At 50.7% G+C, this 18,345-nt stretch carries 7 protein-coding genes; 6 read left to right on the top strand and 1 reads right to left on the bottom strand.

Translation table 11 applies throughout. The annotated features are described in order from the left end of the window. The first annotated feature begins 22 nt into the window (after positions 1 to 22). The 6 genes from B0B12_RS00115 (at position 23) to lysA (ending at position 17,436) form a co-directional block, all read left to right on the top strand. Entirely contained in the window at positions 23 to 3,781 is a 3,759-nt protein-coding gene (locus tag B0B12_RS00115) for a T9SS type A sorting domain-containing protein (protein WP_083704026.1), read from the top strand. 77 nt (positions 3,782 to 3,858) lie between these two features. Beyond that, positions 3,859 to 5,064, top strand: coding sequence for a beta-ketoacyl synthase N-terminal-like domain-containing protein (locus tag B0B12_RS00110; protein ID WP_076665500.1), 1,206 nt, complete (start codon positions 3,859 to 3,861; stop codon positions 5,062 to 5,064). 864 nt (positions 5,065 to 5,928) lie between these two features. Further along, complete coding sequence (locus B0B12_RS20530; RefSeq protein ID WP_244554545.1) at positions 5,929 to 10,017, top strand: T9SS type A sorting domain-containing protein; 4,089 nt, start codon at positions 5,929 to 5,931, stop codon at positions 10,015 to 10,017. Between the two features lie 514 nt (positions 10,018 to 10,531). Then, the gene (locus B0B12_RS20055; RefSeq protein ID WP_139337739.1) at positions 10,532 to 14,785 is read left to right on the top strand and encodes a T9SS type A sorting domain-containing protein; all 4,254 of its coding nucleotides are present in this window, start codon (positions 10,532 to 10,534) and stop codon (positions 14,783 to 14,785) included. 181 nt (positions 14,786 to 14,966) lie between these two features. After that, on the top strand, positions 14,967 to 16,298 hold the full coding sequence (locus tag B0B12_RS00085) for an aspartate kinase (RefSeq protein WP_076665497.1): 1,332 nt from the start codon (positions 14,967 to 14,969) through the stop codon (positions 16,296 to 16,298). After that, on the top strand, positions 16,291 to 17,436 hold the full coding sequence (gene lysA, locus B0B12_RS00080) for a diaminopimelate decarboxylase (RefSeq protein ID WP_244554544.1): 1,146 nt from the start codon (positions 16,291 to 16,293) through the stop codon (positions 17,434 to 17,436). The genes B0B12_RS00085 and lysA overlap by 8 nt, the downstream gene beginning before the upstream one ends. 100 nt (positions 17,437 to 17,536) lie before the next feature. Here lysA and B0B12_RS00075 read toward each other — a convergent pair whose 3' ends face one another. Next, positions 17,537 to 18,118, bottom strand: coding sequence for a hypothetical protein (locus B0B12_RS00075; protein ID WP_139337738.1), 582 nt, complete (start codon positions 18,116 to 18,118; stop codon positions 17,537 to 17,539). Positions 18,119 to 18,345 lie beyond the last annotated feature (227 nt).

Below are 18,345 nucleotides of genomic sequence, written 5' to 3'. Positions count from 1 at the left end.
CACCATTATTCTCTTAACCTATATGATTCAAATTTTACCCTTCTTCAAGGCTGTCTTGTTGAGCCTGGTGCTTGTATTATTCGTAACACCTGCCTTGCGCGCCCAAACCAAAGGCATGATTGTGAAGCCTGCCACTGGAGCAGGCAGAACCGTGCTTGACCCGAACGGCGATGGCTATGTTTCTGGCCCTGCCACTCCGCTGGGTTTTAAATTCAACGATGTGCAGGAAAGTGAGATTCCGTACCGCGCCCTGCCGCTCCCTTCAGGCGAGGTGATCGGCGACCTGCTGCGTGGCCCTTCCGATGGTTTTTCTGATTTCTCGTACCTGTACGGCAACGTGGACCCGGTGTATACCTACCTTTCTGGTGGCAACCTGATGTTCCGCTTCCGTCTGGGAGGTATAGCGCCGAACTCAAAAGGCTACAGCATCCTGATCGATACCGACAACAAGTTCGGCAACACAGGCCCCGACGCTGACCCTAACTACACAGTAGCAAACCCAGGTTTTGAAGTAGAAATTGTGCTGGCCACCGGTTTTGGCGTACGCCTTTACAATGTAGATGGTGTATCGTCTCCTGCTGCAAATAGCCAGTTGGTGAACCTGCCTTATGAGCAGTATGCCCAGAAAGCAATCGCCTACACCACAAACGGTGGCAGCCCGGACTATTTTTACGATTTCTACATCCCCTTCTCCGAGATCACCAAACACATTCCGTCTTTCAATGCCAGCACGCCGGTGCGCATGGTGGCCAACACGGTGATGAGCGCACAACACAGTGCACTGGCCGGGCCTATTTCTGATGTAGGAGGTATAGATGACAAGGTATACGCTGGCAACTATGCGGCAGCGTTCACCAACATTATTAAAAGCATTATCCCGACTTCCCTGAACGTAACGCCCACTTCTGATTTCCCGGCTTTACGAAGCGTTGCTCCCATCATTTCGGGCACCTACAGCGCTGGCACCTCTACTACTGCAAACCCTATTCTTATCTCCGGCACCTCCACTGAAGCCGCAGGCACAGTAATTACGGTATACCTGAATGGTGCAGTACTGGGCACGACCACAGTAGGCTCCGGCGGCACCTGGTCCTATACCTTGCCTGCCAACACCTCACTTGCCGCCAGCGATAAACTGACAGCAACGGCTACTGCTTCTGGTAAGTCCGTTTCTAATTTATCGAATGAGGTTATTGTGATAGCGCCGGCCTTTGTCTGCACCCCAAGTGCGACTCCTACCATCCTATGCGCATCGGACAAAGGATTTACCGGGACAGTGCCGGCTGGTGTAGCTGCAGGCAGCATCATCAGGATCTATAAATTCGGAGAGCCTGACAGACCTGTTTTGGGTATACCTGATATTCCGGTGAGAGCCAATGGTACCTGGGGCTGGACGTGCCGCGACGGTATAAATGCAACCGACTGTAGCCCAGGACAAGGGTGTGTGTCCGGAACAGTTACCCTGGGTAACGGCAGCTATTATGCGATACTGGAAGAAGGAAACGGCAAATGTGCATCTGCCAGATCAAACGAGGTATGCGTAGGCAAAGGCAACCTGGGCACCACCGCCACCCCAACTATTAAAACTAGTCCGATCCTGCAAAGCACCACGGCTATCGCGGGTACGGCTGTAGCCTACGCTACTGTTATCGTGCTGATCAACGGAAAGCTGTTCGGCAACACCACAGCGACCAGCACAGGAGCATGGACGATGTCAGGCATGGTGCTGAAGGCAGGTCAGGTAGTTTCGGCTCGTGCGCTGTCTCCTAACATCTGCGTGTCGAACGAGTCCTCAGTAACTGTAATGGCGGAAGCCTCAATTGCTCCGGTCGTGAACGGTCCAATCCGGGCTGGCGCTACCACCATATCCGGAACCTCAACAGAGCCTGCCGGCACCGTGATCACTGTCTACCGAAACGGACAGGCCATCTGCTCTACCAACTGCCCGGTAGTGGATGCCTATGGCAACTGGACACTTAGCGGCCTTGCCACTACGGCGCTTACAAGCGGCAACACCATTACCGCGACTGCCACCGCTCCAGGCAAAGGCGCCAGTGCTTTATCAAATACCGTGACTGTTCAGGCTGCTACAACAGCACCCGCTATACCTGTCATTACAGGATCTTATATGGAGGGGGCGACTGCTGTTTCTGGTACGGGACCAGCCAGCACGAATATTAACCTGTACATTGATGGTTATTTCCTAGGCTCTGTTATCTCTTCAGGAACCGGAAGTTGGACAGTAAATGGACTGGGTGGCAGCAACATCGAAAAGCTGTTGTATGCGGGCGGATCACTGACGGCGACTTCAGGTACTGTAGGCACCAACGAAAGTGGAGTATCGAACATCGTGAAAGTACAGTGCTCTACCGCTATACCTGACAGAACCAAAGCGGTAACTGCCATCGCCTCCGCGATCTGCCAGAACAGCAGCGCCATGATCAGGATCAGCAACTCTGAGATCGGCATCAGTTACACGCTCCGGAACGATGCCAATACAGCCGACCTGAGTTCATCGGTGCTTGGTAACGGTGGTGATATTGTGCTTACTTCCTACCCGCTCAGTACTTCCCAGAGAATAAAAGTGGCCGTCGTACGTGGCGAAAGCCCTGGCTGCGGTGCGGCTGAGCTGAATAGCACGGTCAATATCACGGTGAATCCAAACCCGGCTGCATTTATGGTAACGGCGCATAACACACAGGTATGCATTGGTACAAAAGCTATACTGACGGTATCGAGCTCACAGACAAATGTGAATTATCAGATCAGGCTGAAAGCGGACAACAGCGCTGTGGGTGCGCCGGTGGCTGGCACGGGCGGACAGATCACACTTGAAACTCCTGTCCTGAATGCAACGGGTAGCTTCAACTTTTACGTACAGGCAACCTCCGGTATAGCGCCGACCTACTGCGGTACCCAAATGAGCAATGAAGTGACCATCACGGTAAATGCCATGCCCTCTAAGACGCTCGAGTTCATAGAAGGCGCCTTTAATGCGGATGGTACCATGAACCTGATCATCAGAAATTCGGAAGTGAACGTACTTTACCAGCTCCGTATGAATGGCACGGATTTCAGAGCGCCGGTGGCAGGCAATGGGGGTGATGTAGTGCTTGTTTCGGATGTGGTGAACACTGAGAAGAAAACCTATACCGCTGCAGCCCGCAACATCAGCTCTGGCTGCTTTGTTGAGCTCGAGCAAAAGATCGAACTGCAGGGCATCACGCCGCTTCCGGTCGAACTGGTATCATTTAAAGCCGTGACCCAGCAAAACCAAGTGCTATTGCAATGGGCAACTGCTTCCGAGCGCGACAACGACCGCTTTGAAGTGGAACGAAGCCAGGACGGACGCAAGTTTACCCTGATTGGCCAGGTAAAAGGCAAAGGCACCAGCAGTCTGACCAATTCTTATACCTTCACAGACAAGAATCCGGGCACTGGCATAAACTACTACCGTCTGCGCCAAGTGGATTATGATGGCGCCTTTGAATACAGCAAAACTATAGCAGTGCACATGAAGGAATCAAGCGCTTCGGTTAAAGCCTACCCGAACCCTTTCTCTCACAGCCTGCAGGTAGGTATAGCTTCCGACATTGCTGGTACAATACAGGTAACGGTGGCAGATGCGCAGGGCCGTGTGGTGATCGAGCAAACGATTGTGTCTGAGGGCAGGTATAACACGCTTGAACTTTCAACCCAAAACCTGGCGACAGGCGTTTACTTCCTTCGGGTGACGGGCGGCGGCGTCAATTCTACCACCAAACTGATCAAATCGCACTAATTACCATACTTCATTGAGCAAAGATCGGGGTGGCACACGTTTGTCACCCCGATCTTTGTTTTTACCTTTGCCTGAGGTTGGAAAACGCAAGAGAACATATCGTGATCAGGGGCTGTGGCGCTATCTCGCCGCTAGGTATAGATAAGGCGTCTACAGCAGAGTCCTACCTGTCTGGCCGTCCTGGTTTTCCTGTTTTACAACATCAGGGGCAAGCTACTCCTGTAGCCGCTCTCTCAGCAGCAGGCGAGGCGGCATTACGAAAACTTCAGGCAGAGAATCCCATCTATCGTCAACTGGACCGCTCCGTGCTGATGGCCATTTACGCTGCCCGTCAGGCAGCAGAGCAGGCGGGCTGGTTGAGCGCTCCCGCAGGACCACAACACGACCTGGCTGTGAATATCGGCTCCTCCAGAGGAGCCACCGGCTTATTTGAGCAACATTACGAGGCTTTTCAGCAAGAGCGTCTTGCTGCCTCCGCCTCCCCTACCACAACCTTGGGAAATCTGTCTAGTTGGGTGGGACATGCTGTCAATGCGGGCGGTGCGCAGATCAGTCACTCCATTACCTGCAGCACTGCCCTGATGGCCGTAGCCAACGGCGTTGCCTGGCTTCGGGCAGGTATGGCCAGCCGCTTCCTGGCAGGTGGCACCGAAGCGCCGCTCACCGATTTCACGATTGCCCAGATGAAAGCGATCGGAATTTACTCCCCTTTGTATAACCGGCCCTTCCCTTGCCAACCTTACGGCACCTCCGGCTACAACACTTTTGTGCTGGGCGAAGGGGCAGCCGTGCTGGCACTCGAGAAAGCATCGGTCTCTCAGCTCCGAAAGGGAGACGTGATCATTGAGGCGGTTGGATTCGGTTTTGAGCCTATTAAGAGTAAAACGGGAATTTCTGCTGATGGACTCAATTTTCAGCAATCCATGCGACACGCCTTGTCTCAACTAGCTGCTCACGAGCAGGAAGTTGATGTGGTCATCACGCATTCGCCGGGAACCAAAGCTGGGGATCACGCAGAGGTAGCTGCGGTCAATACTGTATTTAGCAAAAACCCGCCTTCTTTAACAACTAATAAGCACCTGATTGGCCACACCTTAGGAGCATCTGGTGCACTGAGTCTCCAGTATGCGATGCACCTACTAAGGTCTCAGCAAATTATCCGGCCGGATTACCCTATCCTACTCCCTGCCCCTTCGACCGAACCTCTACGACGTATCATGATCAATGCAGCAGGATTCGGAGGAAATGCGGCGACCGTCATCATCAAGGCACTTACATCTTAGAACAAGAATAATCGGCCTCAACTACCCGCTGGTTTCGGTGAATGATGCCCTTTAACCGAAGGGTTAAGTATAGCTATAGGATACTAAAACCACTCACCCATTAATACCCCCATACACCAACTCTGACACCTACAAATCTAGGTATAAATACTTATGGTTTTTTAAGAAAGATAAGCTCTATCCGTAGGTGGCTTCTCGAATATCAGCTAGCCAGATAGTATCACTACTACTATCTGAGATTTGTTCGTTTGCCTTGAAATGGACAACATTTCAAACTCACATCCTCATAATTAATGCAATTCGATTTTACGTTCTGTCACAAAATATTCAATAAAATAAAAACAAAAACTAGCGGTATTTTGTATGAATTGGTATTTACACTTACCCGTAACAGTCATTAACACTTAAACAGTCCAATCTTATCGAGATGTTCTAAAGAATCCAGTCCAATAACCCGGTGTGAAGTCAATTTATGAATTAACTTATATGCATGTAAAATTTTACTCTAAACGATCTATTGTTTCTCTTTTTGGGATACTCCTGCTCTCATTGTTTTTGCATCATGCTCTTGCCCAAACTCCTGGGCTTATCTATAAGCCAGCTGCGGGCACAGGAAGAAACGTGTTAGATCCAAATGAAGACGGATACGTCTCTGTTCCGAGAACGCCACAGGGATTTGTTAATATGCGAGATGAAGGTGCGAACTTCAGTGAAATACCTTATCGTCCTTTTCCTGCTTTAGTCAACGAGCCAACCGGGGATTTAACAACCGGATCAAGCGGAGGCCATACAGATCTTGTTTCAGCAGCTGATATAGGTTCTACTGGCTCACCCATTGCTGCTTTTTTCAATGGAACTCACCTGATGTTCCGAATCAGGCTTGGTGGCGCTTCCACAGCCTCAAAAGGATATAGTGTTTTAATCGACACCAATAATAAGTTTGGAGACTTGGTAGCCGGAGGCAACCCGTCTACCACACCCAATCCAGGATTTGAGTTTGAAGTGGTGCTTGCCTCTAATTTTGAAGTGAGTATCTACGATCACAGGGGCAAGCCGAGTGGTGGTGGAAAGATATGGTCAGGCTCAGCCGATCAGTTTTCACAGCGAGCGGTTGCTGCCTCTACCTACAGCAACAACCCGGACTACTTTTATGACTTTTATGTGCCTCTGTCAGCTTTTCCTACTACAGGCCCCGACCTGCTAACGGCAAGCACGCCCTTGCGCATGTCAGGTATAACAATAACGAGCGCCCAGAGCGGTATCACAGGCTCGGTTTCTGATGTGGGCGGGGTAAATTTTGCATCCTACAATTACAGCAAACAGGCTGCCTGGAACGCTCTAATCAATACTTTCCCGGCTACTAGCCTGAACCAGCTTCGGGCAGGTGAATTTCCTAAAATAGCAGCCACTCCCCCGGTAGTTAGCTCACTTATTCAAGCAAATAGCACTTCTATTTCAGGCACATCGGCAGAGGCAGCCGGCTCGTTAATCACTGTGTTTAGGAACGGCACTTCCATTGGTACCACTACAGTAAGTGCAAACGGCACCTGGACTCTATCTGGCTTATCAAGCACCATGCTGCAGTCTGGCAACATCATCACAGCTACTGTTACACCTAGCAATAAAACAGTCTCGGCACTTTCAGCACCTGTAACTGTAGTAGCTGGTATTTGCACTTCTACACCTGCACCTGTACTAACTGGCTTAACTGGTGGCACCGGAAACACTACAAGGCAGTTTGTAGGAAGCACTACATTGAACCAGCGCCAGCGGATCACAATTTACAACACTTCAGGTACTGTTATCGGCACTCATGAATTTACCCCAAGCGGTGCAGGACCAACCTATAGCTGGACAACACCTGCTTTTTCAGTAAATGAAAGCAACTATTATGCAACTGCTATACCTCTCAGCACTACCAATGCTGTGTCGGGTTGTGAATCCCTTCGATCGAATCAGTTGTGTTTTAGAAACGGGCAGAACCCTGGTGTAAACACTGAAACTGTGTCCATCACTAGTGTCACTTACGATAATACTTCCTTTAATAGCACCAACTCTGCCACATGGTTTGAGGCACCGGCAAACCTGACTACAATATCAGGCACTGTGGCCGCTACAGCCTCAGTCACTAATACAACAGTCGTTCTTTTTATCAACGCAGTGGAACAGAGCCAGAGAATGGCAATTACAACGTCAACCACAGCTGCTACTAACTGGTCCATCACCATTCCGGCTGGAACCTTGAAGCCTAGCGACATTGTGAATGTGAGAACCACCAGAACCCTCACCGGAGGTGGAAACATCAGTTGTCCTAACTCTTTTTCCAGCGCCTCCAACCTCTTAACAGTACAGGCCACAACTACACCTCCTACCATCAACGCACCGGATTGCGGAAGAATCACGACGCTGACTGGCACGTCCGCTGAGCCTGCCGGTACTGTTCTTCAGTTCTACACAGGAGGGACTGCCGGAGCCAGAAATGGCACATTGGTGACGCAAAGCGGCAACACGACTCCGATTACCGCTACAGTTACGGCACAGGGTACCTGGGTAGCTAACTTCTCACCTGCTGCAGGTGGAGGCATACCTGCAGGTACTACTGTAACGGCTCGTGCCAAGGCACCAAGGAAAGTACGCAGCGTAAATTCAGCTTCGGTTTCAGGGGCGCTTCCCCTGCCTATACCTGCTGGCGCTACATTTACCATAAACCCGATCACAGCCCCGGCCTCCACCATAGACCTGGTCAATATTACAGGCACCGGTCCTGCCAGCACCAGTACAATGACCTATGAAGTATCGCTGAACGTGGACGGCACCCTATACCCAGCTGTGGCTACCACTGCATCCGGCACCTGGGAGCTGAGAGGATTAAGCGGTCTTGAAATTTTTCCCGGAGCTGTGGTAACGGCCACATTTACAAATGGAGCTTCCGCTTGTCCAAGTGCACCCATCACTTCCACGGTACAATGCCGCGCGCTCACATCTACATTTACCACCACTTTAAGCGCTTCTTCGATTTGCTACAATGGCACAGTGAATGTTACGTTAGGAGGCTCTGAGAAGGGTGTCTCATATGTGATCACCAACAACGGTGTGCCTACTGGCGCCTCTGTATTAGGCACAGGAGGGCCGCTTACGCTTACTTCAGGGCCGCTCAGTGCAAGTTCTTCCACTTTGTCAGTAAGAGCTGTAGTACCTGGGAGCACTTGCCCTCCAGTTACAGGTATAGGCGGCAATAAATCTGTTACTGTTTTGACAGCACCAGCACAACCTACTTCGCTAGCTGCTTCCGTACCATCGGGTTGCTCTTCAGTTACAACTAATGTTACACTAAATGGCCCCTCTGCAAACACTACCTACCAACTTATCAACCGAAACACGGGAGCTACACTAAGCCCATCCGTGACAGTTGGACCTAGTGCACCAAGCAGTATTACGCTGGCATCGAATCTAACGCTCTATGCAACAACCGAGCTTGGAGTACTTATTACTCCTTCTGGTAACCAATGCACTTCCCTAAGCGACCGTACTACAACTGTCACAGTAAATCAGGGACCACTGCTCCGCAGAGCTGTTACAATTGACAAACCGACACCCTGTGCTGGTGAGCAGGTGAACATCAGTGTCGCCACAGAATTTAACAGCACCTATACCTATACCATTCGTGATGATGCAGGAATTCAGGTAGGCACAAGCTTTACCGGTACGGGCGAAATAGTTTCGCGAACTACTAGTTACCCTAACGGAATAACCAGCAGCAGAAATTTTTATGTAGAAGTGACAGGAGGCTGTGCTTCTTCACCTGTCAGGCTGGCTACTACCGTGACAGCTACACCATCATCAACTCCAGTTACAGCCAATGCCGGATCAAATCAAACGGTATGCGGACTTGTTACGCTTAACGCCAATAATGCCTCGCCTGGCGTGGGCACCTGGACGAAGACTGGCGGCCCGGCAGGAGGCACCATTACTGAACCGATGAACCCCAGAACAACTGTGACCGGACTACCATCCGGTGTTCATACCTTCACCTGGACCATCGTGACAAGCTGCGGACAGTCAACACCAGTTACATCACAAAGCAGTGTAAGCGTTACAGTAAACTGCCCTGCAGAGTACATTATTACTCCCCCACGATTTGTAAATGAATATAAAGCCGGAGATATACTGGCCACCGCCACTGATAGCGACGGGGGTATTAGAAGCGCTGCCGTCGCAATTGGCACACTTCCTACGTGGGCGGAATTGCAGTCTAACGGCAACATCGTTATCCGGCAGGGCACTCCACCGACGCCAGGGGAATTTAGTTTTACGGTCAGGACAACAGACGCCACAGGCTCCACAACCGATAGCCCACTTACTATAAGGATTTATGGGCAGGCCCCTATTATTGTCCCGCTTCCAGTCGAGCTGGTTTACTTCACGGCGACGGTTCGCAACAACCAGGCGCACCTGGAGTGGCTGACGGCCTCAGAGCTTGACAACGACCGCTTTGAGGTAGAGCGCAGCCTGGACGCGAGAAGCTTCGAGAAAGTAGGCACGGTGAAAGGCAAAGGCACGACCAGCCTCGAGACCAAGTACACTTTCACGGACCGCACGCCGGTGCAGGGCACGGTATACTACCGACTCAAGCAGGTGGATACCGACGGGCAGTTTGCCTACAGCAATGTGATTGCGGTGAACGCCAAGGGCCTGGCGCGTGAGCTCGCTACACAGGCCTATCCGAATCCGTTCCAGGATGTGATCAAGGTGACGCTGATGGCCCCAGAGGCGCAGGAAGCCGTGATGACCATCTACGATATGAACGGACGTCGGGTAATGAACAAGGACGTGCAGCTTGACGCGGGTGTGAACCGACTGGAGCTGAACCTGGAGCAACTGCAGTCGGGCATGTACATTCTGAAGGTGGTGGGCCAGGGTATGGAGTCCACTAACCGTATCATGAAAAACTAGGTTACGACCTATTCAAAGTAACACTGACGGCAGCCTCAAAAGGGCTGCCGTCATCTATTTTATCCCTGCTTAAAATATGTTCTGAATTGCTCAAACAGTGTTATAAATACACCTACTTGAAAATCAAAAATTATTGCACTTTTTTAATGTTTATCAATTATATATTTTTAATTTAAAATATACTTTATCCAAGTGACCAACTCTTGCATAACAAGGCATTAGTAACCTTTTAACTGTAATAACTAAAACAATGTTGTGATAACACACCGCTCCAAAGGCCTTGCATTTCAACCATATATAACATCATATATAGTAATACAGCTCACCTATGTACATCCTACTATTTCCTGCAAATATTCCAAAAATTGTACACTATAGTTTTAATTAAATACGCCGTATAACCTAATACCCTTTAGGGAGAGTTAAATAAAATTGAATTTATCTAACTCTTCTGCGGCAAAAAACCAACTTGAAACTTTATCAGATTTAGCTATAACAAACTTTTACCCAAACTATGAAAAAATATATACAAGTCTCGTTACTGCGAAGCAGCCTCTGGGTTGCTATTCTATTCGTAGTCACGGTTGCAGGCGCTTTTGCGCAAACACCCGGCATGATTTTGCAGCCAGCCAAAAACGGGGGTGACGCCATACTTGATCCAAACAGAGATGGATTTATATCAGTAACCTCAACCGGCTTCTCTGGCACCAATGACGTCGGCGAAGGCATCAGCGAAATCCCTTACCGCCCATTGCCTACGCTTACTTCGGAAACTTTGGGGGATGTGAAAAACGGAACAGTTGGCGGCCATACTGACTTTGCCCCTCCCTCTCCTCTGCAAGTGTACTATGACGGGAGGAACCTCATGTTCAGGCTTCGGGTGGGCGGCATCTCACCGGCTGCGCGCGGCTACAGTGTCCTGATCGATACAGACGGCGAATTTGAGGGTACTGGAGCAAATCCTGGTTTTGAGTTTGAAGTGGTTCTTTTCTCGAACTCTGAAGTACGGGTTATTGACCACCGGGGCGAGTCGCCGCAAACAATATTCAGTGGCACCGTCACACAGTTCTCGCAGCGATCACAGGCCGCCTCCACTGGTGGAAATGACCCGGACTATTTCTATGACTTCTATACGCCTATTACCGCTTTTGGCAACCAGATTTCATCTACTACACCTTTGCGCATGGTGGCTAGCACCCTCAACCTTGGACGTAGCGCGCTATCAGACCTAAGCTTAATGGCAGATGTTGCCGGAGTCGATTTCAGAGCTTATAACCAGGATGCACTGGCAGCCTGGCGGGATGTTATTGGCGTTACGCCCCCTGTTACGCTCAATAATCTGGTGGCAAACGAAATTCCTCAGATAAGGACATTTGCACCTGTCATCAACTTCCCTATTACTACAGCTGCAACCACCATCTCAGGTACTTCCCGTGAACCGGTCGGCACTATCATTCAGGTGCAACTAAATGGTACCGCCCTAGGCACTACGACTGTAACAGCTACAGGAACCTGGACATTTACACTTCCCGCCGGTGTGACACTGGCAGAAGGCAACCGCATTACAGCAACGGCCACTGCTCCAAACAGGCCGGCTTCTCAGGTGTCTAATGCTGTTATTGTAACAGTTACTGTTTGTGCTACCCCAACTCCGGCTATTGTTGGAGCAGATGGACCAAGAAGGGTACTTAACGGTACTGCAGCACCAAATGCAATTATCAGAATCTATCGAAATGGTATACTAATATCGAACTCTACTGGTGCTACTTTTGTGACAGCTTCTAATACAGGCAACTGGAGCTTTAGGGTTTGTCAGCAAGGTGGAGGAGAAGGCAATAATAATTGCATTGGTAATGGAGTGTTTACTGCAACACAACAAATAGGTACAGGGTGTCAGTCAAATCCATCCGCTCCATTTGTTAACCTACCTACTACTGCCACCAGCCCTGCCACTACTATCAGCTCACCTGTCTGTGTCAGCTCTTCTACAGTTTCAGGCACGGCAGCGCCAAACTCTTTTGTGACGGTATTCCTCAACAACCGCCCAATCTACTTGGTAACCACTGCGGACAACGCCTTTACCGTACAGGCTAATGCAACCGGTAACTGGAGTTTCTCAGGTAATTTAGGTTTTACAGCTGGAAACACACTCTTTGCAAGAGCAAGAACTGCCACGACATATTATGGTCAGTCAGCTAACATAACTGTAACAAGTTGCGAAACAACAGCCCCAGTCATCACAGGGGACTATTGCGGCGTGACGACGACTGTTACTGGTACATCAACAGAGCCTGTTGGCACCACGATTCAGGTATATGCTGGCGGCACAGCAGTTGGCTCCCCAACTACTGTTAATGATAACGGCTTCTGGTCTGTTACGGGACTTTCCATACCGCAGGGAACAGCTTTCACGGCACGGGCCACCGCTCCGGGCGGAACCCAAAGCCCGGATTCCGAACCTGTTACCGCTACACCTCAAACATCAGCAGAAGGTCTGACCATCAACAGCCCTATTGTTGAAGGCGCTGCTACGATCTCAGGAACAGGCCCAGGTGGCACGCAACTGACTCTCTACATTGACGGCACCCCTTTCACTCCGATCTCTATAACTGAAAATGGAGCTTGGAGTATTACAGGCTTTTCACGTACAGAAATATTCCCAGGAGCCGAGATAAGTGCTACCGTGACGGCCACTGGTCAATGCGAGAGTGAGTTTGCTGAAAGCGTGATAGTGGAATGCGAACCGCTGATAACTACCTTCTCAGTCACTTCCAGCACACCGGCAACCATCTGCGGGGGCAGCACACCTGTGGTCGTGGATCTGGCCAATTCACAACTTGGAGTCATCTATACCTTGCTGGCTGATGGAGTAGAATCCGGCGTTTCTGTGATGGGTACAGGCGATGCGATTACTATTACGTCAGGACCGATCAGCAATACAACGGACGCCAACAGAGATGTCGTGCTTTCGGTAAGAGCCCGCAGAATCACGGGTGCTACAGGGGAGGCTCTGCCTGCAAGCTGCGAAGCTATCCTGAACGAAACGATCACGAGATCCGTGCTGCCACAGGCGCCTACCGATTATACGGTTGTGCCGCCCTCAAGCAATGTCTGCGCAGGGTCTACTGTTTTATTGCAACTTAGCTCCTCTGCAGAAGGGTATACCTATCAATTGCTGAATGAAGCGACAGGTGACCTGGTAGGTTCTCCAATGGCTGGCACTGGAGACGAAATCACTTTATCAACCGGCCCGATAAATTTCAATGCGACCTATAGCGTGGTTATCACCAATGGTGAGAACGATTGTGTGTTAACAGATGCAGGCCGCTACAATGCTGTAATTTCCGGACCGGCGATAGACAGACCGGTGTTTGCCACCAATGACAGGGTGTGCGTTGGGGGGCCAGCCATAATCAATGTGTCTACCCAAGCCAATGCGGGCTATCTGTATGATGTATTTCAGGTCGGTCCTGGGAACGTAGTTACTCAGATAGGAGAAGATATCCAGGGCACAGGCAACATCATTACTGTACCGTCAGCAGCGCTAGGCACAGCTGGAACCTATACCTTTTATGTGGAAGTATCGAGCCCTTCCTGCCCAGCCCGAAGAGTATTGCAAACTGTTACCGTGCAAGTTACTAACGACCCAGGTACAGCCAATGCAGGCGAGGATCAGGAGGTTTGTGGCAGTGAAGCTGTGCTCGCAGCCCTATCAGCTGCACCTGGTGTGGGTACCTGGTCTATTGCAACAAAACCTGCAGGAAGCGCTGATCCGATTTTTGCAAATGTAAACAACCCGAACACCACTGTTAGTGGATTGGTATCAGGCATTTATGAGTTCCAGTGGTCGGTGTCAACTGCTTGCGGCGGCACAACAACCCAGGCAGAACCGGATATAGTACGAATCACGGTGAACTGTGAAGCATTTTATGTGGTATTGCCACCTAAATACCGGGATGAGTACGCTGGGGGTGACACCCTGGCCTATACAGTTGACTCTGATGGAGGAATTGCAGCTGCCACGTTGCTGAGCGGTACGTTGCCTCCGGGCTTCTTTCTATCCCCTACGACCGGCAACATCACGGTTAGCAATCCAGATCTGCTTGTAACGGGCATTTATGAACTAAGCATCAGACTGGTGGACGCTGTTGGAGACGTAACCGATTTGTTGGTGACCATTGTGATCAATGAAGATTCTCCCATCATCATCCCGCTTCCAGTCGAGCTGGTTTACTTCACGGCGACGGTTCGCAACAACCAGGCGCACCTGGAGTGGCTGACGGCCTCAGAGCTTGACAACGACCGCTTTGAGGTAGAGCGCAGCCTGGACGCGAGAAGCTTCGAGAAAGTAGGCACGGTGAAAGGCAAAGGCACGACCAGCCTCGAGACCAAGTACACTTTCACGGACCGCACGCCGGTGCAGGGCACGGTATACTACCGACTCAAGCAGGTGGATACCGACGGGCAGTTTGCCTACAGCAATGTGATTGCGGTGAACGCCAAGGGCCTGGCGCGTGAGCTCGCTACACAGGCCTATCCGAATCCGTTCCAGGATGTGATCAAGGTGACGCTGATGGCCCCAGAGGCGCAGGAAGCCGTGATGACCATTTACGATATGAACGGGCGGCGTGTGGTGAACAAGGACGTGCAGCTTGACGCGGGTGTGAACCGACTGGAGCTGAACCTGGAGCAACTGCAGTCGGGCATGTACATCCTGAAGGTGGTAGGCCAGGGTATAGAGTCCACTACCCGTATCATGAAAAACTAAGATCCAGGTATAGTACCTCAGGAAAGGGCAGCCGCAAATGGCTGCCCTTTCTTTTTTAGATGATTATCACACATCTGCCCTTAATTTGTTAAATTTGCAGCCAGATTTTGCTCACCCTATACCTTGCAGAAGGCTATACCTGACCATCTTCTGACTATACCTTTTATTTCAGACGAATTAGATGAAAGTATTAAAGTTCGGCGGCACCTCTGTAGGGTCGGCTGACAGAATGAAAGCGGTGGCCGACCTCATCAACGACGGTTCACCCAAAATTGTGGTACTCTCGGCCATGTCGGGTACTACGAACCAACTGGTACAGATAGCAGAGACGCTCTACCAGAACGCCAACCAGGAAGCCAACGCGCTCATCGACGCGCTGCACGATAAATATAAACAGGTGGTAGAGGCACTTTACCTCACCGATGAAAAGAAAAAACAGGCACTCGAACTGATTTCGCATCATTTCGATCACATCCGCTCGTTCACGCTCGACCTCTTCACGATATATGAAGAGCGTGCCGTGTTGGCGCAGGGTGAGTTGCTGTCGACAGCTTTGTTCCAGTTTTTCCTTGAGGAGCAAGGTATAGCCTCAGTGCTGCTGCCGGCCCTTAACTTCATGAAGATCGACGAGAATGAGGAGCCGGACACCGCCTACATCAGTAAGAACCTGAAACTGGAGCTGGAGAAATACCCAGATACCAACTTGTTCATTACGCAGGGCTACATCTGCCGCAACGCCTTTGGCGAGGTGGACAACCTGAAGCGTGGCGGGTCAGATTATTCCGCCTCCCTGATCGGGGCAGCGGCCGATGCCAGCGAGATCCAGATCTGGACTGATATTGACGGGATGCACAACAACGATCCGCGCATCGTGAAAGACACTTTCCCGATTGCGGAGCTTTCGTTTGACGAAGCGGCGGAACTTGCCTATTTTGGCGCCAAGATCCTGCACCCGTCCAGCGTACAGCCGGCCAAGCAGAAGAACATTCCGGTGCGTCTGCTCAATACGATGCAGCCACAGGCGCAGGGCACTACCATTTCAGCGCAGACCGGAAAAGGCGGCATCAAGGCGGTAGCGGCGAAAGACGGTATCACAGCGATCAAGATCAAGTCGGGCCGCATGTTGCTAGCCTATGGTTTCCTAAGGAGCGTGTTCGAAGTGTTCGAAAGGTATAAGACCCCAATCGACATGATCACGACATCAGAGGTAGCCGTGTCGCTGACCATCGACAACCCGAAGTTTCTGTCCGAGATTACGCGCGAGCTGCAGGAGTACGGACAGGTGGAAGTCGATCAGAACCAGAGCATTATTTGTGTGGTGGGCGATTTTATTGCCGAACGCAGTGGCTCGGGCCTGAAGATATTTGAGGCGCTAAAAGACATTCCGCTGCGCATGATTTCGTACGGCGGAAGCAAGAATAACATCAGCTTATTGATCAACACAACCGATAAAGAAAGATCCCTGATTCAGCTGAATGAGGGCATATTCGAAAGGAACAACAAAAATGCTTAATCTTTCTGTGCAGGAGTTGCAGCAGCACGCCACTCCTTTTTATATGTACGACCTCAACCTGTTGCGCCAAACCCTGCAACGGGTAAGCCAGGAAGCCGCCAGGTATAACTTTCAGGTGCACTACGCCCTGAAAGCCAACACCAATAGCCCGATCCTGCAGGAGATGCGAGCCGTAGGTTTCGGTGCCGACTGCGTGAGCGGCAACGAAGTAAAATGTGCCATCGAAAACGGCTTTCCGGCTCAACATGTGGTGTTTGCCGGTGTGGGCAAGTCCGACACTGAGATCAACTATGCGCTGGACCAGGACATTTTCTGCTTCAACTGCGAGTCGAGCCACGAGTTGGAGGTGCTCAATGAACTGGCGGAAGCCAAGGGCAAAACGGCCCGCATTGCGCTGCGCATCAACCCGAACGTGAACGCCAATACGCACAAGTACATCACCACCGGACTGGAGGAAAACAAATTCGGCATCAACGCCTGGGAATTGCCTGATGTGTTGGCTTTGCTCAAATCACTGCCTAACCTGTCGCTGATCGGTCTGCACTTCCACATTGGCTCACAGATCACAGATTTGTCGGCTTTCCGCAACCTGTGCACGCGCGTGAACGAGTTTCAGGACTGGTTTGAGTCGCAGCAGGTGCAGCTGGAGCACATCAACGTAGGTGGTGGTCTGGGGGTAGATTATTACAGCCCGGACGAGCAACCTATACCTGACTTTGAGGCTTATTTTTCTTTATTCAACCAGTTCCTGGAACTGCGCCCGAACCAGCAGGTGCATTTTGAATTGGGTCGGGCTTTGGTTGCCCAGTGCGGAACCCTTATTTCGAAGGTGCTTTACATCAAAAAAGGCGTATCGACGAACTTTGCCATATTGGATGCCGGTATGACGGAGCTGATCCGCCCTGCCCTGTACCAGTCGTATCACAAAATTGAAAACCTGACCAGCCAAGGCGCTGAAGAACGCTACGATGTGGTAGGCCCGATCTGCGAATCGTCGGATTGCTTCGGCAAGGCGGTGGTGCTACCCGAGACAAACCGTGGCGACCTGATCGCGATCCGGACAGCCGGTGCTTACGGCGAGGTGATGGCTTCGTCCTATAACCTAAGGGAAAAGGCTGCAGTCGTATACCTGGGTTAATTTCACGGCACTATAGCTATATAAGACGAAAGCCCCGCCACCGGAAATCCGGAGGCGGGGCTTTCTCACTCTTAACCCAAAACCATCACAATCAGGTATTTTACATAGCCAGCGAAACTATAAAATCTGGCTCAGCATGTTTTATAAGCGGATGCTTGTTGAAAAAGTTAGCCATTTCAAGTGCATTGCCTTTCGATTCTTTATTGGCGCGCAGCACATAGGTGCCCTCGCCCAAAGTACTTACTAGCTCGGTTCCGGTTGCCTCGGCCAGGCGCATCAGCACCTTCGCGGTTTCCTGACGGCCCTCCTCTACTACCACAATGAATTCGTTCGACACCCCCAGCATCTGCCCGTCTGCCAATTCAAAATAAGGAGCCGCGTAGTCAACCGCCGGATCCTTGGAAAGCTCAGCGAGGGCCGCCTCTACCTGCTGGCAGCTCAAGCCTGGTGCTAGTTTGGCCGGGTATAGCCGGGCTGAGTTTGTCTGAACGGGTTGCCCGAGCGCTTCTACAAAACCATGGCGCTCCGCAGCAGCTGTAGCCTGCTCGTTACCTAGCCCATCCCGGAAAGACACCAGCACCATGCCGCCGTAAACCGTACCCAACGACTTTTCTGCCCCATTATAAGAATAGGTATGCGAAGCGCACGGCACACCGCCTGCCGCCTGCATCGGATTCAGCAAACCGGGGTCAAAACGAACGTTACGTATAGGTGAAACATTGTCATTCCGACAGGAAGAAAATATAATTATCAGAAGTAAAGAGCTGAGCCAGGGTATATAGATTTTCATTGCTTTCGGGTGTTACAAATCGTCCATAAATATTCTTTGTACGATAGTAAAACCACAAACAGATGAAAATGATGGTGTTATTTATTTAAATATTTTAAAATACTTGTATAAAAGCTTCT

Origin of the sequence: Pontibacter indicus (genome assembly GCF_900156345.1) — a bacterium.
Taxonomy (GTDB): domain Bacteria; phylum Bacteroidota; class Bacteroidia; order Cytophagales; family Hymenobacteraceae; genus Pontibacter; species Pontibacter indicus.
This window is presented reverse-complemented; position numbering and strand designations above follow the sequence as displayed.

Coding starts and splice junctions, on each gene's coding strand:
- B0B12_RS00085 (WP_076665497.1), top strand. CDS start 14,967: ATGAAAGTATTAAAGTTCGGCGGCACCTCTGTAGGGTCGGCTGACAGA.
- B0B12_RS20055 (WP_139337739.1), top strand. CDS start 10,532: ATGAAAAAATATATACAAGTCTCGTTACTGCGAAGCAGCCTCTGGGTT.
- B0B12_RS20530 (WP_244554545.1), top strand. CDS start 5,929: ATGTTCCGAATCAGGCTTGGTGGCGCTTCCACAGCCTCAAAAGGATAT.
- lysA (WP_244554544.1), top strand. CDS start 16,291: ATGCTTAATCTTTCTGTGCAGGAGTTGCAGCAGCACGCCACTCCTTTT.
- B0B12_RS00115 (WP_083704026.1), top strand. CDS start 23: ATGATTCAAATTTTACCCTTCTTCAAGGCTGTCTTGTTGAGCCTGGTG.